The following is a 19,777-nucleotide window of genomic DNA, read 5'->3' as shown; positions in this document are numbered from 1 at the left end:
ACCCGACAACTGGGGGGCCGGCCAGATCATGGGCGCCGAAACACTGAGTCGAGAGAACAACCACAACGAATCGGCCGACCAGCCCCGGGGCGTCGGTGCCATACCGTCCGCCCGGGCCGGATCGATCGAGCAGATCGCCCCGTTCGGTGAGGACCAGGCGCTGGAGATCCTGGCCCGGGCCCGCACGGTGGTCGACCCGGCCCTGCGGGCCGCCGTCGAGAGCATGCCCGAGTCGATGCGCCGGGTCGTCGCCTATCACTTCGGCTGGCGCGAGGTCGACGGTACGCCCGCCGAGGCGGATGCGGGCAAGGCCATCCGGCCCGCACTGGTGCTGGCCGCCGCCCAGGCCTGTGCGGCGAACTCCCGCGCGGCGGACTCCTTCTCCCTGAACTCCCCAGCCGTGCGGTCCGCCGTCCGGGCCGCCGCGGCGGTCGAGCTGGTGCACAACTTCACGCTGCTGCACGACGATGTGATCGACCGCGATGTGACCAGGCGCCATCGTCCCACTGCCTGGCGGGCGTTCGGCGCGACCGAGGCGATCCTGGCCGGCGACGCGCTGCACTCGCTCGCGCTGCGCACCCTCGCCGAGGACACCCATGCCGCGACCGGTCCGGCGCTGCGCCGGCTGGCCCACTGCGTGGTCGAACTCTGTGACGGCCAGCAGGCGGACTGCGCCTTCGAGCAGCGCAGCACCGTCTCGTTGGACGAGTGCCTCGCCATGGCCGAGGCCAAGACCGGTGCACTGCTCGGCACCGCCTGCGCGATCGGCGCGCTCTACGGGGGAGCGGACGAGGCCGGGGCAGCGGCGATGGACGCCTTCGGCCGGGAGATCGGCCTGGCCTTCCAGCTGATCGACGACCTGATCGGGATCTGGGGCGATCCCGCGGTGACCGGCAAGCCGGTCGGCGCGGACCTTCTCGTCCGCAAGAAGTCGCTGCCCGTGGTGGCGGCGCTCGGCTCGGGCACGCCCGCCGGGGCCGAACTCGCCGAGATCTACGCGCTGGACCGTCCGCTCACCGCGGCCGAGGTCCAGCGCGCCACCGAGGCCGTCGAGCGGGCCGGCGGCCGCGCCTGGGCCCAGGGCGCCTCGTGCGAGCACATGGCCGCCGCGATCGAGCACCTCGCCGTCGCCGTGCCCGAGCCCTCGGCCGCCGAGGACTTGCTGGCCCTGGCCGAGCTGGTCACCCGCCGCAACCGCTGAGCCAGGTCGCGCCCGGGGCGTTCCACCCCACACATCCCACCGCGCACGACGTCACGTCACACCACCCCACACCCCGCTGTCATGGCACCGCAATCCCCCAGAACACAGCAAGGACCTCTTCGCCATGAGCCTGACGGACATCGGTATCGTCCTCATAGTCCTCGCCGCGCTGGCCGTCGCCCTGTTCCTGTTGCAGCGCTGGGTCCCGCACCCGGTGCGCGAGGCGCACAACGACGTGGCCGGCTTCATCTTCGCCGCGGTCGGCGTCATCTACGCCGTGCTGGTCGCCTTCGTGGTCGTCACGGTCTGGACCAACGACGACGCCGCCCGCAAGACCACCTTCCAGGAGGCCGACTCGCTCGCCGGCATCTACTGGATCTCCCGCGAGCTGCCCGCGCCGTTGGGCCCGCAACTGGAGCAGCAGACCCTCAGCTACGCGCGGACCGTGATGGACACCGAGTGGCCGCTGATGGCCTCGCACCAGAGCAGCCCGGCGGCCACCGACCTCGTCTACCAGATCCGTGACAGCGTCTTCGCGATCAACCCCAGCGGCCCGCAGCAGCAGGTCCTCTACGAGCACGCGGTGAGTCACATGGAGGACCTCGCCTCGCAGCGCCGGGCCCGGCTGAACGAAGTGGACGACGAGGTCCCGACGCTGCTCTGGGTGGCGTTGATCGTCGGCGGGGTGCTCACCGTGGGCTTCACCTTCCTCTTCGGCTTGCCCAACACCCTGGCGCACTCGATGATGGTGCTCTCACTCGGCGGGCTGGTGGTGATCTCGCTGCTGGTGATCAAGGAGATGAACTTCCCGTTCACCGGGGTCACCGCGGTCAAGCCGACGGCCTTCGAGGTCTTCCTGCAACGCCTGCCACCGCCGCGCTGACGCGGGGCGGGCCGACCACGCCCCGCTTGCCTGCTGCCTGCTGCCTGCTGCCCGAGGGTGCACCACCCTCGGGCAGCAGCTGTTCAGGCGCCGTCGAGGATCCGGCGCTCCTTCTCCGGGTCGATGCCCAGCACCTCGGTGCCCTGCAGGTACGGCCGGTCCCGTGGGCCGCGCTGCTGGATCCAGGCCCAGGTGTCGCGCACGCTCTCCTCGAGCGGCCGGCAGCGCAGCCCGGCGGCCACTGCCTTGCGGCTGTCCGCCTGCCAGATCCCGCTCGGCCTGCCGTCGCCCGTGAACTCGGCGGCCCAGAGCGGCAGCTCGGTCCACTCCTCGATCCCGGCGGCGACCAGCTTCCGGTCCGGCACCCAGACCAGCTCGGCCGACGAGCCGGTGGCCGCCACGCAGGCCGCCAGCAACTGCCCGTAGGTGCTCGATCCCGGCAGTGCGGTGGTGACGTAGCTGCCCGCGGCGCCGCGCTCGGCCAGGTCGAGGCCGAAGACGGCGAAGTCCCGGGCGTCGATCAGCTGGATCGGCAGGTCGGGCCGGCCCGGGGCGAGCACCCGCCCGCCGCGCGCGATCCGCTCCAGCCACCAGGGCAGGCGGCCGACGTTCTCGTAGGGGCCCATCAGCAGTCCGCAGTTGAGGATGATCGAGCGGTCGCCGAACTGCTCGACGACCGCGCGCTCGCAGCCCGCTTTGAGTGCCGTGCTGAACGGCTGGTCGGGCGGCGAGTCGGCCGGGCACTCGTGCAGCGGCGCATGCTCGTCGATCGCCTCGGCGGGCCAGTCGGCGAAGGCGTGCACCGAGGAGACGAAGAGGTAGCGCGCGGCGTGCTCGCGCAGCAGGGTGGCCGTACGCGAGACGGCGTGCGGCTGCTGGCCGCTGGTGTCGATCACCAGGTCCCAGGGGCCGTCCGGGCCGGTGGCGGCGGCGGTCAGCTGGGCCAGGTCCTGCTCGTTGCCACGGTCGCCGCGCAGTGCCCGGACGCCCGGCTGATCGGGCCCCGAGGCGCCGCGGTTGAAGGTGGTCACCTGATGGCCGCGCGCCAGGGCTTCGGTGACGAAGGCGCGCCCGAGGAAGACCGAGCCGCCGAGTATCAGGATTCGCATGCCCCCGATCCTGCCCAGCGGGACCGCCCGAGCAGCAGGCCTTACGCCCATGGCGGATCAGCCGAGGGCGAAGTGATCGGGTGTCAGGCGAGGGTCGAGGCGGTCGGTCCCGCTCCGGCCTCCCCGCCGGGCGGCCGGGGCCCGGTCGCGGCAGGGCCGGGTGGCCGATTTTCTCGGAGCTTTCTCATCAATCGTGCGCAACATGACCGGCGTGTGGGGAGTCATAGTCACGTGACCGGAGGGTCCTGAAGGTTCAGCGCGCGGGTGACGAGGACGAAGGGTTGGACGTCGTGGAGGTCGGAACGGGGCTGGGTGAGGCGGCCGGCGGCGCGGCCGACGGCGTCGCGGGGGCGGGCGTCGGCGTGGCGCTCGGCGGACTGCTCGGCCGCACGGAGGGGCTCGCCGGGGCCGAGGGGCCGGACGTCGGGTTCGCGGTGGGGCTGGCGCTGCTGCTCGGCGCGCTGCTGGCGCTGCTGCCCGGGGTGGAGGTCTCCGAGGGGCTGGGGCTGGCGACGCCGCTGGGGTTCGCGCTCGCGCTCGGCGCCACCGTCGGTGCCGACGAGGAGGAGGACGCGCCGGGCGCGGGAGTGGGGGTGGACGGCGTGCCGGGTTCGCCGGTCGGGCCGCCCTGCAGGGTGACCACGGCCTCGGACGGCGGCAGCGCGATCTCGGCCGTCCACTGACCGGTGGGCGCGCGCTGCTCGTCGACGGTGACCGTGACGGTGATCCGCTGGCCCGGGGCCAGGGTGCCCGCGTCGCGGCTCAGCCGCAGCCAGTCGCGATCGGGCACGGCGTGCCAGTCGATCGGGGCGTCGCCGCTGTTGGTCAGGGTGAGCACGGTCCGGTTGCCGTAGGCGCCGGCCGCCACGGTGAGCTGGGCGCCGGCCGACGGCGGCGGGACGGGCGCACTGTGCAGGCCCGGGCTGTCGAGCGGGACGGCGCCAGGGGCCGGGACCGGGACCGCGACACCCTGAACCGCCGGTAGAAACGTTTCTGCACCCAGGGCACCCAGGGCACCGGTGCCGCTGCGCGCACCCCCCGCCGGGTCCGCGTCGACCAGACTGGCGGCCAGGCCGGTCCCGGCCTTCGAGGCGCCCGCCGCGCCCGGCAGCACAGCGCCCAGGCCCCGGCCCGGTGCCGCGGCCGGCGCCGGGATCGGGGCGGCGGCGACCACACCGGGGCCGGCGGCCTCGCCGCCTCCGTCGCCCGGGCCCGCCCAGTCGTCCGGACCGCCCGGGTCCGGGTCGCCGTCGGCCACCCGGACCGCGGAGACGGCGGTGGCGCCGGTGGCGCCCGCGGTGTCCCGGTGGGCGATCCACAGCGCCGCCAGCGGGGCGGAGAGGACGGCGGCGAGCACCCCGGTGGTGACGGCCCGCTGCCGCACCAGGACCACCCGCTCGTGCAGGTCGCCGCCGCGCCGGTGGCGCTCCAGCAGGCTCGGGGCGCGGTGGCGGGGGAAGCCGCGCTGGTCGAAGCGGATCGCGCCGGAGCGGGCACCGCGGGCACTGCGGGCACTGCGGGTGCTGAGGACGCCGAGCGCGCTGCGAGTGGCGGAGTGGCGGGCCTCGCCGCCCCGGGCGTCGGCGGAGTCGACTTCCACCGCGCCCGCCCGTGCCGCCGCCGGGGCGGACAGCAACCGCGGCCCGCCCCCGCCGCCTGACGCCCCGCCCCCGCCGGCCGCCCCGCCCGCGTCGGCCAGCTGCTCCGCCGTGCCCCGGCAGGTGGGGCAGTCGACCAGGTGCCCCACCAGCTCGCGGCGCAGCGCCGGCCCCAGCACCCAGCCGTCCTCGGCCGCCCCCGCACCGGTGCTCGCCCCCGCGCAGCCGAGCCGGGTCAGCTCGGGACAGCGCCCCGCCGCCAGCACGCGCAGCGCCTGCCCGGTCCGTTCGGCCTCGGCGCTCCCGGCCGCCAGCAGCCGCTGGGCCGCCACCGCCTCCAGGCCGAGCACCGCCGCGACCTCCAGCGGGGTGAGCCGGTGGCGGACCGCCAGCTCCAGCGCCTCGCGCTGCTCCGCCGTGGTGCCGGCCGCCGCGGGCCAGGCGAGCGCCGCCGGCAGCGCCGCGGCCCCGGGGCCGCCGGCCGGCTCCGTCCCGGGGTCGGCGGCCGGCCCGGCCGACCACCCGTCAGCTCCGGCCAGCCGCCGCACGCAGGCGTACCGCGCCACCGCGTACAGCCAGGCCCGCCGCAGCCCGGGGTCGGTCAGCCGGTCCGCGTTGGCGGTGGCCAGCTCCCGCGTCTCGGCCAGGGCCGCGAGCGCCGCCCGCTGGTCGCAGAGCACCGAGAGGCAGTAGGTGTACAGGCCGTCCAGCAGTTGGTCACAGCTCGGCGCGGGGTTCGGCACGGGGTCCAGGCGGTGTCTCATCCTGCTGACGGTAGGGACCTCGCTCCGGCGGACCCGGAAAGTCGGCCCGCTTGTCCTTCTTTCGGGTAACAACACCGCCCACCGGCTGACAATCCACAGTCGGCCGACCCTTGTCGGTGCCACCCGCTACGGTGGCCCCCATGGCAGCCCGTACCTCGAAGACCACCGCCAAGCCGCGCCCGGCCTACCGCTGCACCGAGTGCGGCAACCAGCTGCCCAAGTGGGTCGGCCGGTGCCCGGAGTGCAACGCCTGGGGCACGGTGGAGGAGTACGGTGCGGTCCCGATCCGCACCACCGCCGCCGGCCCGGTCAGCGCGCCGGCCCGCCCGATCGGCCAGGTCGACGGCCAGGTCGCCACCGCGCGCTCCACCGGCGTCCCGGAGCTGGACCGGGTGCTCGGCGGCGGCCTGGTGCCGGGCGCCGTGGTGCTGCTGGCGGGCGAGCCCGGCGTCGGCAAGTCCACCCTGCTGCTGGACGTCGCCGCGAAGGCCGCCACCTCCCAGCACCGCACCCTCTACGTCACCGGTGAGGAGTCGGCCGGTCAGGTCCGGCTGCGCGCCGACCGGATCAACGCCCTCTCCGACCACCTCTACCTGGCCGCCGAGTCCGACCTGGGCGCGGTGCTCGGCCACATCGAGCAGGTCAACCCGGGGCTGCTGATCCTGGACTCGGTGCAGACCATCGCCTCCGCCGAGCTCGACGGCGCGCCCGGCGGCCCGGCCCAGGTGCGCGAGGTGGCGGGCGCCCTGATCCGCGCCTCCAAGGACCGCGGCATGGCCACCCTGCTGGTCGGCCACGTCACCAAGGACGGCCAGATCGCGGGCCCGCGCCTGCTGGAGCACCTGGTCGACGTGGTGCTCTCCTTCGAGGGCGACCGGCACGCCCGGCTTCGCATCATCCGCGGTATCAAGAACCGCTACGGCGCCACCGACGAGGTCGGCTGCTTCGAGCTGCACGACGAGGGCATCGAGGGGTTGGCCGACCCCAGCGGCCTCTTCCTGACCCGCCGTGACAAGCCGGTGCCCGGCACCTGCCTGACCGTCACGCTGGAGGGCAAGCGCCCACTGGTCGCCGAGGTGCAGGCGCTGATGGTCGATTCGCAGATCCCCTCCCCGCGCCGCACCACCTCGGGCCTGGAGTCGCCGCGGATCGCGATGATCCTGGCCGTGGTCGAGCGGCACGGCGGGGTCAAGCTCGGCAAGCAGGACATCTACACGGCCACCGTCGGCGGGGTGAAGCTCACCGAGCCCTCCGCCGACCTCGCGGTCGCGCTCGCGGTCGCCAGCTCCTCCACCGACACCCCGCTGCCGAGCAACCTGGTGGCGATCGGCGAGGTGGGCCTGGCCGGTGAGGTGCGCCGGGTGACGGGTGTGCAGCGACGGCTGGCCGAGGCGCACCGGCTCGGCTTCACCCACGCGTTGGTCCCGCCGGACCCGGGCAAGGTGCCGCCGGGCATGAAGGTGGTCGAGGTGGCCGACATCGGCGAGGCGCTGCGGGCACTGCCGGGGCGCCGCCGCGCCGCCTCCGGCAAGCCCCCGGTCAAGAGCGCCGCGCAAGGTTCGCGGACCAACCAGGCCCCGGTGGTGCCGCCCCCGGCCGCCTGGCCGGAGGAGGTGATGGGGAGCTGGGAGCCCGTCGATTCGGACGAAGTGGTCTGACCGAGGCTCCGTCAGCGCGCCCGCACCGTAGACTTTGCCCTGTCAAGCACCAGATCGGGCAGTAGCGAACGAGGGACCGGGGCCACCGCGCCGAGCGGACCGGGCCGGCCGGAGGAGTCACGTGGCAGCGAGCGACCGGGTGGAGAAGTCCCCCCGCGAGGAGGCCCTGCTGCGCTCCTCCCTGCAGGCGATCGCGCCCGGAACGCCGCTGCGCGACGGTCTGGAGCGGGTGCTGCGGGCCAACACCGGTGGTCTGATCGTGCTCGGTTTCGACAAGACGATGGAGTCGGTCTGCACCGGCGGCTTCGTGCTGGACGTCGAGTTCACCGCGACCCGGCTGCGCGAGCTGTGCAAGCTGGACGGCGCCGTGGTGCTCGACAAGGACATCACCAAGATCGTCCGGGCCGGGGTGCACCTGATGCCGGACGCCTCGATCCCGACCGACGAGACCGGCACCCGGCACCGCACGGCCGAACGGGTCAACAAGCAGACCGGGTTCCCGGTGGTGGCCGTCTCGCACTCGATGCGGCTGATCGCGATGTACGTCAACGGCAGCCGCCGGGTCCTGGAGGACTCGCCCACCGTGCTCTCCCGGGCCAACCAGGCGCTGGCCACCCTGGAGCGCTACAAGCTGCGGCTGGACGAGGTGGCCGGCACGCTCTCCGCCCTGGAGATCGAGGACCTGGTCACCGTCCGGGACGTCACGGCGGTGGCCCAGCGGCTGGAGATGGTCCGGCTGATCGCGGCCGAGATCGCCGGCTACGTGCTGGAGCTGGGCACCGACGGGCGACTGCTCTCGCTGCAGCTGGACGAGCTGATCGCGGGCGTCGAGCCGGAGCGCGAGCTGGTGGCCCGGGACTACTTCCCCGATCGGATGGCCAAGCGCGGCCGGACCGTCGCCGAGGTGCTGGCCGACCTGGAGACGCTCACCCACGCCGAGCTGCTGGACCTCCAGACAGTTGCAAAAACGATCGGCTACTCGGGCTCGCCGGAGTCGCTGGACTCGGCCGTCTCGCCGCGCGGCTACCGGCTGCTGGCCAAGATCCCGCGGCTGCCGAACACCGTGATCGAGCGGCTGGTCGAGCATTTCGGCGGGCTGCAGAAGCTGCTGGCGGCCAGCATCGACGACCTGCAGGCGGTGGAGGGCGTCGGCGAGACCCGGGCGCGCTCGGTGCGCGAGGGGCTGTCGCGGCTGGCGGAGTCCTCGATCCTGGAGCGCTACGTCTAGGCCGTGTCTCACAGTTCCCGCCAGGCGCGCGGAGCCGCGCGCTGATCCGACGCGAATGGTGAGACACGGCCCAGGGCCTGTCCGGCCCCAGGCCTGTCCGGCTACAGCTGAGCCCAGGTCGTCCGCGACCTGGGCTCCGTGCTGTGCGGGACGGGGCGTCAGGCGTCCAGCCTGGTCGAGGTGCGGGCCGGGACCGGGCCGCCGCTGGGGCCGGTCAGCTCTGCCTGCACCAGGTAGTTGCCGGTCGGCGCGGGCGAGGTGTCGCTCGGCGTCGCGCACTGCGGCTTGCTGCGGGTGCGGTCCCAGACGAAGGTCTCGGTCAGCGCGTTCGCGGGGGAGACCTGCACCCAGCGGCTCTGCTTGTCGGTCACGCAGTCGGCGGAGGACCAGATCCGTTCGCCACTGGCGGAGTTGACGGTGATCGCGGCGGCGGCCTGGCTCAGGTCCACCCGGCAGCCGGCCGAGGAGGCGTTGCGGATCTTCAGCTCGAAGGTCGGCTTCTCCTTGGTCTGGTAGGCGTTCTGGGTGCCGGCGAGTTCCAGGGTGAGCTGGGAGGCGGTGCAGACGGGCAGCGCCATCACCTCGCCGGTGTTGATCGGCGGGTTGCCGCCGCCGGACCCACTGCTGCCCGAACCACTGCTGCCCGAACTGCCGCTGCCCGACCCGCCACTGGATCCGGCGCTGCCCATGCCGGATCCGGAGCCGCCCGTGCCCGAGCCGCCGCCCGTGGCGGAGCCGCCCGCACCCCCGCCGTCGCCGCTGCCACCGGCGCTGCCCGAGATCGCACCGGTGCCGCCCCCGGTGTCGCTGCCGCCGCTACCACCGCTGCCGCCGGTGCCGCCACCGGACGCGGTGCCGCCGCCGCTCGTGCCCCCGGTGCCGCCGGGGCGGGAGGTGATCGCGGGACCGGTCGGGCTGGCCCCCGGCGTGATCGAGGCGGCTGCCGTGGGCGTGCCGGTAGCGGGGGCCGGCTGAGCGGTCTTCTGCTTGCCGCCGTCACCGCCCTGACCGAGCGTCAGCCACGCCACGAGGGCCACCACCACCGCGGCGGCCGCGAGCACAACAACCCGCCGCCGCCAGTAGATCGAGGCGGGCAGCGGTCCGACAGGCTGACGCAATGAAGGCACGATCAAACTCTACGAGAGGCGGAGCACCGCTTGTCGCACCAACACCGGTATCGAACCCCGATCTTTCAGATCATCCGGTATTTCCTCCCTTTGAGGGAGGGAAACGGGGCCGTCCGGGCGTGTGCGAGGATCGGTAGCGCTATGGCGACCACCACCACTCACGCTCCCGCCCCGCTGCTGCACACGATCGTGCTGGACTGGTACCGGGAGTACGCCCGCGACCTGCCCTGGCGGGCACCCGACGCCTCGCCCTGGGCGGTCATGGTGAGCGAGTTCATGCTCCAGCAGACCCCGGTCAAGCGGGTGCTGCCCGCCTACCAGGCCTGGCTGGAGCGCTGGCCCACCCCGGCCGCGCTCGCCCAGGACGCGCCGGGCGAGGCGGTGCGGATGTGGGGCCGGCTGGGCTACCCGCGACGGGCGCTGCGGCTGCACGCGGCCGCGAGCGCGATCGTCGAGCGGCACGGCGGCGAGGTGCCGAGCGACCACACCGAGCTGCTCGCGCTGCCGGGCGTCGGTGAGTACACCGCCGCGGCCGTGGCCTCCTTCGCCTTCCGGCAGCGCCACGCGGTGCTGGACACCAACGTCCGCCGGGTCTTCGCCCGGGCGGTGACCGGCGAGGAGTACCCGGCCCAGGCCACCACCGCCGCCGAGCGCCGCACGGCCGTCGAGCTGCTGCCCGACCACCCCGAGGTGGCCGCCCAGTGGGCGGTGGGCGTGATGGAGCTGGGCGCGCTGGTCTGCACCGCCCGCAGCCCCGAGTGCGGTGGCTGCCCGCTGCGCGCGCACTGCGCCTGGGACCGGGCCGGACGCCCGCCGTACCAGGGTCCGGCCCGCCGGGGTCAGAGCTACGAGGGCACCGACCGCCAGGTCCGCGGCAAGCTGCTGGCGGTGCTGCGCGAGGCGCACGGCGAGGTCCCGCAGCACCGGCTGGACGCCGTGTGGCCCGAGCCCGTGCAGCGCTCGCGGGCGTTGCACGGCCTGATCGTCGACGGCCTGGTGGAGCCGGTGGCCCCGGGCGTCTACCGGTTGCCGCAGTAGCTGCGGCGGAGAACGCGGAGCGGGTGGGCCCGGGAGTGATCCCGGGCCCACCCGCTCTGTTCTTCAGGCAGGTGCGCCGTCAGACGGCCGCGCCGGTCAGTGCGCCATCGCCGCCATGTCGCTGCCCTCGGCCTGCTCGCCGGCGGCCTTGCCGGCGCCGCGCAGCGGGGTGCCCTTGAGGAAGAGCGCGGCGATGATCGAGACCACGCTGATCCCCGCGGCCCAGAGGAAGACCGCGTGGTTGCCGTTGCTGTAGGCGTGGTGGAACGCGCTCTGCACCGGCTCGGGCAGGGTGCGCAGCTTGGCCGGCGTCATCTGGCCGGTCCCGTCCGAACCGGAGCCGCTGGCGCCCGGCAGGCTCTTCAGGCCGTCGGTGACGTGGTTGGTGAAGATCGAGCCGAACAGCGCCACACCGAAGGAGCCGCCGATGGTGCGGAACAGGGTGGCGGTGGAGCTGGCCACGCCCATGTCCTTGAGCTGCACGCTGTTCTGGGCGACCAGCATGGTGATCTGCATCAGGAAGCCCATGCCGGCGCCGAGCACCGCCATGAAGATGCTGGAGGTCAGGCGGGTGGTGCCGACGCCCATGGTGGAGAGCAGCAGCGAGCCGGCGCCCATCACCACGGTGCCGATGATGGGGAAGACCCGGTACTTGCCGGTCTTGGTGACCACCTGGCCGACCGCCAGCGAGACGACGAGCATGCCGAACATCATCGGCATCAGCAGCAGGCCGGAGTTGGTGGCCGAGGCGTTCTGCACGATCTGCTGGTACTGCGGCAGGAAGGTGACGCCACCGAACATCTGGAAGCCGACGATGAAGCCGATGATCGAGACGACGGTGAAGTCGCGGTTGCGGAACATGCTCAGCGGCAGCATCGGCTCCTGGACCCGCGCCTCCACGTAGCAGAAGCCGATCAGCGAGGCGGCGGCCAGCACGATCAGGCCGATGATGTGCTTGGAGCCCCAGGCGTACTGGGTGCCGCCCCAGGTGGTGATCAGGACCAGCGAGGTGATGCCGACGGTCAGCAGCAGCGCGCCGAGGTAGTCCACCTTGGCGTCGGAGCGGACCTTGGGCAGGTGCAGCGTGACCCACACCACGGCAAGTGCGACCGCGCCCAGCGGCAGGTTGATGTAGAAGATCCAGTGCCAGCTGAAGTGGTCGGTGATGAAGCCGCCGAGCAGCGGCCCGCCGACGGTGGCGATCGCCATGACGGCGGCGAACATGCCCTGGTACTTGCCGCGCTCGCGCGGGCTGACCAGCGCGCCCATGATCGACATCACGCCGACCATCAGGCCGCCGGCGCCCAGGCCCTGCAGGGCGCGGAAGCCGATCATCTCGTTCATGTTCTGCGACAGACCGGCCAGTGCCGAGCCGACCAGGAAGATCACGATCGAGGTGAGGAAGGTGCCCTTGCGGCCGTAGAGGTCGCCGAGCTTGCCCCAGATCGGGGTGGCGGCGGCGGTGGCCAGGGTGTACGAGGTGACCACCCAGGACAGGTGGTTGGCCCCGTGCAGGTCGCCGACGATGGTGGGCATCGCGGTGCCGACGATCAGGTTGTCGAGCATCGCGAGCATCATGGTGATGACCAGACCGATCATCACCAACCGGATCTCACGCGGTGAACGGGCCGGGCGCTCGCCCTCCCCCGCGACGCCTCCCGGCGGTGTGTCCGCCTTGGCGTCGACCTGCTGCTGTGCCATGGTGCATCTCCCGGAAGCGCGTCTGGTCCGCGACTCGCGGCCCTCTTGGTGTCGGCTGCTGACTGCGGTGACTGATGTGGTGGAGCGGAAAGCTTACTTGCCGACCGGCTAGTTGTTTGTCAGCTGGCACGGTAAGGTCTGGGTAAGCCGGGCGTCAAGCCGAATTCGGCCCCGTCGGTGCGTACCGGTGAGAATGTCCGTACGGGAGGCTGGGCACGGCCCGGCCTCCGGGTCCCCTCAGCAGCTAACTAGGCAGGCCAGGAAGCCATGAGTACGTCGCAGAGCCCCCGCAGTGGCACCCGCGCGCGCATCATCTCGGTCGCGCTGGAGCTGTTCGCCGAGCAGGGCTACGAGAAGACCTCGCTGCGCGAGATCGCCGACCGGCTCGGGGTGACCAAGGCCGCGTTGTACTACCACTTCAAGACCAAGGACGACATCGTCCACGGCATCGTGCAGAGCATGGCCGCCCCGATCGACGAGGCGATCAGCTGGGGCGAGCAGCAGTCCTGGACGCCCGAGGTGCGCGACGAGCTGGTGCGGCGGTTCGCGGCGGGCATGGCCGAGCGGGCGCCGCTGCTGCGCTTCTTCCACGACAACCAGCCTGCGCTGCGCGACCTGCCGGCCGGGCTGGAGTTCAAGATCCGGATGCTGCGGATGGTCCGCATGGTGCACGGTCCGGGCGCCTCGTTCGAGGACCGGCTGCGCGCCACCATGGCGCTCTTCTCGGTCAACTCGGCGTTCTTCCTGCTCAAGCACGACCCGGACGAGGGGAGCGGCCTGCCGCCGCTGGACTCCGCGCGGGCCACCAGCGAGGAGGAGGCGATGGCGGCCGCGCTCACGGTGGCGCTGGAGATCGCCGGCCGGATCGGGCCGCGCGAGGACTGCGCGGTGGGCTGACCGCGCACGGCGAGCCCCGCGGGCGCCGTGTCCCCGCACGGCGCCGTCCGCGGCCGCTCAGAGGTCGTCCACCCCGTGCGCCGTCAGGTACCTGACCGGGTCCACCACCGCGCCGTAGGTGTCGACGGTGCGGATCTCGAAGTGCAGGTGCGGCCCGGTGGAGTTGCCCGTGCTGCCGGAGGCCCCGACCAGCTGCCCGGCGCCCACCCGCTGCCCCGGGGCGACGTCCAGCCGCGACAGGTGCGCGTACTGCGCGAACCGGCCGTCCGCCAGCCGCAGCACCACCTCCTTCCCGTAGGCCCCGTCCCAGGCGGCCGAGACCACGGTGGCCGCGCCGACCGCGTGCACGGGCGTGCCCGCGTCGACGGCGAAGTCCACCCCGGTGTGGTAGCCGGCCGCGTAGCCGGTGTCGGGGGTGCCGAAGAGGTAGCTGATCCGTGCCCCGGGCACCGGTGCCGACCAGTCCGGCGGCGTGGCCGCGGCCGGCTGGGCCGGCGGTGCCGGCTGCGGTGCGGCGGGGGTGGCCGGGGCCAGGTTCCCCGCGACCGTGACGGCCAGCTGCAGGTCCTTCCAGCCGGCCGCCGGCCGGTACGGACGCGCGGCGGCCACCTGCACCAGGTTGTCGAAGGGCGCCGCCTCGTGGGCGGTGCTGAACGCGGAGCTGCCGGGCGTGGTCGGGCGCACGGTCTGCGCCACCGCGCTGCCCGGCACCGCCGACACCGCCACCCCGAGCAGCGCCGCGCCCGCCACGGTGGCGGAGACCGCCTTGCGCCGGTGCGGGCCGCGGAAGACGGCGTACGGATCCGGCCAGGGCAGGGCCGGGCGCCGCACCAGCCGCGGGCGCGCGTGGCGGCCGTGGCCCAGCCGGGTGCGCAGGACGGTCAGGCGCAGGACGGCGGAACGGGCGGCTGAGCGGGCGTCGGAACGGGGCTGGAAGGACATCGTGTGCTCGACCTCGCAGTGGTTCGGGGCAGCGCGGAGCCGGCCTTGGGGGCGCACGCGGCGGGGGGCCCTACAGCTTTACCGTCGGTGAGGTGGTAGCGAAATCCGATCAGCTACGACGGTGTGTAGTGCGAGGCGTCTGAAATTTTCAGGCGATCGGCGGATTGGTCCATTGATCAGATCGGCGACCGATCGCTCACGACCTACTACGCCGGTTCGTATCAGGCTTCCGGGCTGTGACAAGGCCCACCCCGGCCCGCCATCGAGCAGTCCCGGCACGGGCATTCCCCGCACCGCGCGGCTGATGGACCATCGAGGGATGACGGACGAGTCGAACGGCCCATCGGATCCGGTGCTCGACCCGCAGGACCAGCGTTTCGCCCGGTGGCGCTCCAGTCGCCGGATCCTCTCCGGGCCGCGCCCGGTCACCCTGCACGAGCGCCTCGCCGAACTGGGCGCCGACGCCCGTGCCGTGGTCGGCCCGCAGGAGCGTCCCGACACCTACGGCGACGGCGTGGTCGCCGAACTGGAGTGCCGGGTGGCCGACCTGCTCGGCAAGCCCGCCGCCGTGTTCTTCCCCACCGGCACCATGGCCCAGCAGGTCGCGCTGCGCTGCTGGGCCCGCCGGCGCGGCAGCCAGGTGGTCGCCGCCCACCCGCAGTTCCACCTGGAGACCCGCGAGCGCCACGCCTACCGCCGCCTCACCGGCCTGGAGACGGTCTGGCCCACCGCCGCCGGCCGGCTGCCCACCGCCGCCGAACTGACCGCGTTCGACGAACCCTTCGGCGTGCTGATGATCGAACTGCCGCTGCGCGAGGCCGGCTTCGTGCTGCCCGAGTGGTCCGAGCTGACCGGGCTGGTGGCCGCGGCCCGCCGCCGCGGCGCGGCGGTGCACCTGGACGGCGCCCGGCTCTGGGAGTCCGCCGCCCACTACAACCGACCGCTGGCCCGGCTCGCCGCGCTCGGCGACTCGGTCTACGTCTCGCTCTACAAGGCGCTGGGCGGCATCAGCGGGGCGGTGCTGGCCGGTGACCCCGAGCTGGTGCGCGAGGCCGTCGCCTGGCGCCACCGCTACGGCGGCCTGCTCTACCAGCAGTGGCCCGCCGCGCTCTCCGGGCTCGCCGCGCTCAATCGCGAACTGCCGCGCCTGCCCGGCTACCTGGCCCAGGCCCGGATCCTGGCGGACGGGCTGCGCGAGGTGCTGTCCGAGGTGCCGGGCGGGCGGCTGCACCCCGATCCGCCGCACACCCACCAGTTCCAGCTCTGGCTGCCGCACCCGCCACAGCTCCTCGCCGAGGCGACCCTGCGGCACGCCGAGACCAGCGGCGACGCGCTCTTCGGCAGCTGGTGGGAGACCCGGCTGCCGGGTCTGTCGATGACCGAGGTGACCGCGCTGACGCCTTCGCTGGCCTGGTCGGCCGGGCAGGTCGCCGACTCCTTCCGCGGCTTTCTCCAGCTTCTGGAGAAAGGGGGTTGACGGTCCGTCGGGCATCGTCAACGCTGATGGGTGATCAGTTGACGAAGCGTCGAACAGCGGCCCCCGAGGAGTGCCAGTGAGCGACGACCGGTTCGCGGACATCGAACTCGCGGAGGCGGTCGAGGCCGTCCGCCGGCAGCTGGTGTCGGCCGCCGAGCGCGCCGAGGGGGAGCGCTTCCAGTTCGAGGTCGGCACGGTCGAGCTGGAGTTCGACGTCGAGCTGCGCCGTGAGGTGAAGGCCGCCGGGCGGGTGCGGGCCTGGGTGCTCTCCGGCCAGGCCGAGGCGGCAGCCGGGCGCACCCGTACCCAGCGGGTCACCGTCAGCCTCACCCCCAAGGACGTCGTCAGCAACGGCAGCGTGCGGGTGGGCAACCCGGACCTGGGCAGCCGTGAGGGCTTCAATTGAGCCTGACGGCCCAGCGGGTCGCGGCGATCCGCGCGGCGGGCCAGGGCAGCGGCGTGCTGCTCACCGGCCGCCTGGTGCTGACCGTCGCGCATCTGCTGCCCCCCGAAGGGACGGCACCCGTGCGGATCGAGGCCGCCGTCCCCGGGGGCCGGGGCTGGGTGCGCTGCACCCCGCTGTGGCGCGCCCCGCTGGACGGCGCGGACGTCACGCTGCTGCTGGCCGCCGGCGACCTGGTCCGCCGGGAGGTGGCGGCCGGCTTCAGCCCGCTGCACTGGGGACGGATCGAGGGACTGGACCCGGTCCCGCTCTGCCACGCGATCGGCTACCCGGCTGCGGGCCGCGAGGACGGCGGGGTGCTGCGCAGCCACCAGCTGGTCGGCACGCTGGCTCCCGGCACCGGCCTGGGCACCGGCCGGCACACCCTGACCACCCAGCACCAGCCGCCGGGCCCGGTGGGCGGCGCCGACTCCCCGTGGTCGGGCATGTCGGGCGCCCCGGTGATCTTCAACGGCCTGCTGCTGGGCCTGGCCACCGCCGATCTCGCGCCCGAGGTCTGGAGCCACTCCCAGCTGGGCCTGGTCCCGGTCGTCCCGCTGCTCGACACCCCGGAGTTCACCCGGCAGCTGGCCCGGCGGCTGCCCGCTCCGGTCCGGATCCAGGGCATCTCGGCCCAGGAGCGCCAGGACGCCGCCTTCGAGGAGCGGTACGCCCGCAGCATCGGCAAGGAGCACGGCCGGCTGAAGATCTTCGGCCTGCCCCAGTCGCTGCCCTGGGACCTGGGCACCGCCTACCTGAGCCTGCAGGCCGTCCAGCTCTCCGACACCCAGCGCAGCGCCGACTCCCCGGCGCCCCGGCGCGGCTACGGCAACACGGCCGTGCCCTCCGGGGACACCCTGCTCGGCCCGCCCGAGCGGCGCGGACGGGTGGAGGGCATGCTCAAGAGCCGCCGCCGGGTCCTGCTGCGCGGCCAGGCGGGCTCCGGCAAGACCACCCTGCTGCAGTGGCTCGCGGTCAACGCGGTGGCCGGCACCCTGGTCGGCGAGCTGGCCGAACTCAACTACCGGGTTCCGTTCGTGCTGCGGCTGCGCACGATGTTCCAGCTGCGCAACCTGCAGCCGGTGCCCGCCGAGTTCCTGGCGATGGACCGCAGCCCGGTCGCCGACAGCCAGCCGCCCGGCTGGGCGGACCGGCTCTTCGCCGCCGGACGGGCGGTGCTGCTGGTCGACGGCCTGGACGAGATCCCGCAGGGCGAGCGCGACGAGGCCGGCGAGTGGCTGGCCGAGCTGCTCGCCTCCTACCCGAACTGCTTCACCCTGGTCACCGTGCGCCCCTCCGGGGTGCCCGCGCAGTGGCTCAGCCACCTGCGCTTCGAAGAACTGCTGCTCTGCCCGATGGACGAGTGGGACCGCAACCGCTTCGTCGAACGCTGGCACCAGGCGGCGCTGGCCGCCGAGCGCGCCGCCGCCGAGGCGACCGCGCCCGAGCAGCTGACCGAGGACGAACTCGCCGCGCTGGAGGAGCAGTTCCGTGGGATGAAGAACATCCTGCGGCGCACCCTGCGGCAGTCGCCGGAGCTGGAGCTGCTCACCGACAGCCCGCTGCTGTGCGCGATGATCTGCGCGCTGCACCGCGACTGGGAGGGCGCGCTGCCGCGCCGCAAGATGGAGCTCTACGAACTGGCCCTGGACATGCTGCTGCTGCGCCGCGACAAGCAGCGCCGGGTGGCCGTCGAACCGGCCGGCTACCAGTACGGGCGCGAGGAGCAGCTGGCGCCGTTGCAGCGGATGGCCCGCTGGCTGGTGCTCAACGGCCAGCACGAGGGCGACCGCAGCGACGCGCTGCGCCAGATCGCCCAGGTGCTGCCCAGCCTGCCCGCCGCCCGGGCCGGGCTGGACGCCGAGCAGATGCTGCGGCACCTGGTGGAACGCACCGGCCTGCTCACCGAGACCAGCGTGGACACCTTCGAATTCGTCCACCGCACCTTCCAGGACTACCTGGCCGGCCTGGAGTTCGCCCAGGACCGGGACTTCGGCCTGCTGGCCGGGCGGGCCGCCGACGAGCACTGGGCGGACGTGGTGCGGATGGCGGTGGGCCACTGCTCGCACGGCGACCGGGGCCGCCTGCTGCACCGCCTGCTGGTCGCCGCCGACGAGTGCCCCGACCCGCGCGAGGCCCGCTGGATGCGGCTGGTCACCGCCAGCTGCCTGCCGTACGCCTCGGTGCTGGCCGAGAACGTGCGCGCCGAGGTGCTGGCCGGGGTGGAGCCGCTGCTGCGGCTCTACCCGGTGGAGGCCGAGGCCGCCTACGAACAGCGCGAGTGGCAGGGGCTGTTCGCGATCGGCGAGGACCTGCTGCCGCTGCTCACCCCCGACACCGACCTGCCGCTCTGGCTGGTCTGCCGGCTGCTGGAACGGATGGGCGGCGAGGAGGCGCTCAGCCGGCTGGCCGCGATCAACAGCCGGATCGCGGCCGAACAGGGCTCGCCCGACTCCTCGCGCGACGCGCTCGCCTCCCGCGAGGTGCTGGCCCGCGCCTACCAGGAGGCCGGCGACCTGGCCCGGGCGATCCCGGTGCTGGAGCAACTGGTCACCCTTGCCGAGGCGGTGAAGGGCCCCGGCCACCCCGACACCTTCGGTCCGCGGCTGCGGCTGGCCGACGCCTACCTCGACTCCGGCCAGCTCAGTGGCGCGCTGCCGCGCTACCAGCAGCTGCTCGCCGACGCCGAGGCCGCCACCGGTGCGGGGCAGGGCGGCGCGGGCGACGGCACCACGGCCGCCGGCACGCCCGCCGCCGCCGACCTGCTGCACATCCGCGGCCGGCTCGGCGCCGCCTATCTGCAGGCCGGCGCGATCGGCCAGGCGATCCCGCTGCTGGAGGACCTCACCGCGCAGACCGAGGACCTGCACGGCCCGGAGAGCGGCGAGGCGCTGGCCGCCCGCGGCAGCCACGCCGCCGCGCTGCGCGACGCGGGCGTGCTCGCCAAGGCGATCACCACCTTCGAGTGGCTGCTGATGGACGCCGAGCACGCGCTCGGCGAGGACCACCCGATCACCCTGGTGATCCGCACCGACGCCGCCGCCGCGCTGGCCGAGGCCGGCGACCTGTCCCGGGCGATCGCCGCCCTCGAACAGGTCCAGGCGGATGCGGTGCGCGCGCTCGGTGAGGACTACCCCGCCACTCTGACCGCGAGCCTGCGGCTGGCCGCCGCCTACGCGGACGCGGGCGACCTGTTCCGGGCCGTCCCGCTGCTGGAGGCCGTCGACCTGGCCCGCACCCGGGTGCTCGGCGAGCGGCACCCCGCCACCTTCAGCGCCCGCCGTCATCTCGCGGTTGCCTATCTCGACCAGGGCGAGGCGGCGCTCGCCTTCGACCTGCTGCACAGCACGCTGGAGCGGGCCCGGCGCTCGGTGGGCGACCAGCACCCCGAGTCGCTCGCGCTGCGCCACGAACTGGGGGTCGCCACCCGGCGGGTGGGCGACGCGAGGCAGGCGCTGGGGCTGCTGCGCGAGGTGCTCAACGACCGCTGGGCGCTGCTGGGCGAGCGCCACCCGGACACCCTGCGCACCCGTCATCAGCTGGCGAAGGCCTACTGGGCGGCCGGGGACTCGGTGGAGGCGGCCCAACTGGCCGGGCGCACCCTGGCGTTGTGCCTGACCTACCTGAGCGCCGGGCATCCGCTGACGGTGGCGGTCCGGGAGAGCCTGCGCGGCTGAGGGCCGTGACCCCGTCGGTCGCGGCTCGTTGTGCC

At 73.9% G+C, this 19,777-nt stretch carries 14 protein-coding genes; 9 read left to right on the top strand and 5 right to left on the bottom strand.

The annotated features are described in order from the left end of the window. Positions 1-28 precede the first annotated feature (28 nt). Together OG500_RS17190 and OG500_RS17185 are read left to right on the top strand one after the other, a co-directional pair. Positions 29-1,201 (top strand): family 2 encapsulin nanocompartment cargo protein polyprenyl transferase, encoded by a 1,173-nt coding sequence (locus OG500_RS17190; protein ID WP_327067559.1) that lies wholly within the window; start codon positions 29-31, stop codon positions 1,199-1,201. Between the two features lie 124 nt (positions 1,202-1,325). Beyond that, positions 1,326-2,084 (top strand): bestrophin-like domain, encoded by a 759-nt coding sequence (locus OG500_RS17185; protein WP_327067558.1) that lies wholly within the window; start codon positions 1,326-1,328, stop codon positions 2,082-2,084. 83 nt (positions 2,085-2,167) lie between these two features. Here OG500_RS17185 and OG500_RS17180 read toward each other — a convergent pair whose 3' ends face one another. Further along, positions 2,168-3,193 carry an NAD-dependent epimerase/dehydratase family protein gene (locus tag OG500_RS17180; protein ID WP_329581159.1) on the bottom strand — a complete coding sequence of 342 codons (1,026 nt, stop codon included), beginning with the start codon at positions 3,191-3,193 and terminating at the stop codon, positions 2,168-2,170. A gap of 253 nt (positions 3,194-3,446) precedes the next feature. Then, complete coding sequence (locus OG500_RS17175; RefSeq protein ID WP_329581156.1) at positions 3,447-5,555, bottom strand: BACON domain-containing protein; 2,109 nt, start codon at positions 5,553-5,555, stop codon at positions 3,447-3,449. 140 nt (positions 5,556-5,695) lie between these two features. Between OG500_RS17175 and radA the strand changes: the two genes are divergently transcribed. After that, complete coding sequence (radA, locus tag OG500_RS17170; RefSeq protein ID WP_327067555.1) at positions 5,696-7,213, top strand: DNA repair protein RadA; 1,518 nt, start codon at positions 5,696-5,698, stop codon at positions 7,211-7,213. A gap of 169 nt (positions 7,214-7,382) precedes the next feature. Beyond that, positions 7,383-8,441, top strand: coding sequence for a DNA integrity scanning diadenylate cyclase DisA (gene disA, locus OG500_RS17165; RefSeq protein ID WP_327071589.1), 1,059 nt, complete (start codon positions 7,383-7,385; stop codon positions 8,439-8,441). Between the two features lie 158 nt (positions 8,442-8,599). Here disA and OG500_RS17160 read toward each other — a convergent pair whose 3' ends face one another. After that, entirely contained in the window at positions 8,600-9,568 is a 969-nt protein-coding gene (locus OG500_RS17160) for a hypothetical protein (RefSeq protein WP_329581154.1), read from the bottom strand. A gap of 141 nt (positions 9,569-9,709) precedes the next feature. On the opposite strand from OG500_RS17160, the gene OG500_RS17155 reads away from it, so the two are divergent. Then, complete coding sequence (locus OG500_RS17155; RefSeq protein ID WP_329581151.1) at positions 9,710-10,606, top strand: A/G-specific adenine glycosylase; 897 nt, start codon at positions 9,710-9,712, stop codon at positions 10,604-10,606. A gap of 96 nt (positions 10,607-10,702) precedes the next feature. Here OG500_RS17155 and OG500_RS17150 read toward each other — a convergent pair whose 3' ends face one another. Next, complete coding sequence (locus tag OG500_RS17150) at positions 10,703-12,307, bottom strand: MDR family MFS transporter (RefSeq protein ID WP_327067552.1); 1,605 nt, start codon at positions 12,305-12,307, stop codon at positions 10,703-10,705. 267 nt (positions 12,308-12,574) lie between these two features. On the opposite strand from OG500_RS17150, the gene OG500_RS17145 reads away from it, so the two are divergent. Beyond that, positions 12,575-13,204: a TetR/AcrR family transcriptional regulator gene (locus OG500_RS17145; RefSeq protein WP_327067551.1), complete on the top strand. Its 630-nt coding sequence runs from the start codon at positions 12,575-12,577 to the stop codon at positions 13,202-13,204. Between the two features lie 57 nt (positions 13,205-13,261). Here OG500_RS17145 and OG500_RS17140 read toward each other — a convergent pair whose 3' ends face one another. Then, the gene (locus tag OG500_RS17140) at positions 13,262-14,146 is read right to left on the bottom strand and encodes a M23 family metallopeptidase (RefSeq protein ID WP_329581146.1); all 885 of its coding nucleotides are present in this window, start codon (positions 14,144-14,146) and stop codon (positions 13,262-13,264) included. A gap of 319 nt (positions 14,147-14,465) precedes the next feature. Here OG500_RS17140 and OG500_RS17135 point away from each other — a divergent pair, with 319 nt between their 5' ends. The 3 genes from OG500_RS17135 to OG500_RS17125 all read left to right on the top strand — a co-directional run bounded on the left by OG500_RS17135 (position 14,466) and on the right by OG500_RS17125 (position 19,742). Further along, on the top strand, positions 14,466-15,623 hold the full coding sequence (locus OG500_RS17135; RefSeq protein ID WP_327067549.1) for a threonine aldolase family protein: 1,158 nt from the start codon (positions 14,466-14,468) through the stop codon (positions 15,621-15,623). A gap of 76 nt (positions 15,624-15,699) precedes the next feature. Further along, positions 15,700-16,029, top strand: coding sequence for a trypco2 family protein (locus tag OG500_RS17130; protein ID WP_329581144.1), 330 nt, complete (start codon positions 15,700-15,702; stop codon positions 16,027-16,029). Further along, a complete protein-coding gene (locus tag OG500_RS17125) occupies positions 16,026-19,742 on the top strand; it encodes a tetratricopeptide repeat protein (protein WP_329581141.1) in 3,717 nt (1,238 codons plus the stop codon). The genes OG500_RS17130 and OG500_RS17125 overlap by 4 nt, the downstream gene beginning before the upstream one ends. The last annotated feature ends 35 nt before the right edge of the window (positions 19,743-19,777 follow it).

It is taken from the genome of Kitasatospora sp. NBC_01250, from assembly GCF_036226465.1.
In the GTDB taxonomy this organism is placed as follows: Bacteria; Actinomycetota; Actinomycetes; order Streptomycetales; family Streptomycetaceae; genus Kitasatospora.
The sequence above is the reverse complement of the archived record's forward strand: the minus strand, read 5'-3'. Positions and strand labels throughout refer to the sequence as shown.

Excerpts from the sequence above, each read along its gene's own strand:
- OG500_RS17140 (WP_329581146.1), bottom strand. The coding sequence starts at position 14,146 with ATGTCCTTCCAGCCCCGTTCCGACGCCCGCTCAGCCGCCCGTTCCGCC.
- OG500_RS17145 (WP_327067551.1), top strand. The coding sequence starts at position 12,575 with ATGAGTACGTCGCAGAGCCCCCGCAGTGGCACCCGCGCGCGCATCATC.
- OG500_RS17135 (WP_327067549.1), top strand. The coding sequence starts at position 14,466 with ATGACGGACGAGTCGAACGGCCCATCGGATCCGGTGCTCGACCCGCAG.
- OG500_RS17180 (WP_329581159.1), bottom strand. The coding sequence starts at position 3,193 with ATGCGAATCCTGATACTCGGCGGCTCGGTCTTCCTCGGGCGCGCCTTC.
- radA (WP_327067555.1), top strand. The coding sequence starts at position 5,696 with ATGGCAGCCCGTACCTCGAAGACCACCGCCAAGCCGCGCCCGGCCTAC.
- OG500_RS17185 (WP_327067558.1), top strand. The coding sequence starts at position 1,326 with ATGAGCCTGACGGACATCGGTATCGTCCTCATAGTCCTCGCCGCGCTG.
- OG500_RS17150 (WP_327067552.1), bottom strand. The coding sequence starts at position 12,307 with ATGGCACAGCAGCAGGTCGACGCCAAGGCGGACACACCGCCGGGAGGC.
- OG500_RS17190 (WP_327067559.1), top strand. The coding sequence starts at position 29 with ATGGGCGCCGAAACACTGAGTCGAGAGAACAACCACAACGAATCGGCC.
- OG500_RS17175 (WP_329581156.1), bottom strand. The coding sequence starts at position 5,555 with ATGAGACACCGCCTGGACCCCGTGCCGAACCCCGCGCCGAGCTGTGAC.
- OG500_RS17155 (WP_329581151.1), top strand. The coding sequence starts at position 9,710 with ATGGCGACCACCACCACTCACGCTCCCGCCCCGCTGCTGCACACGATC.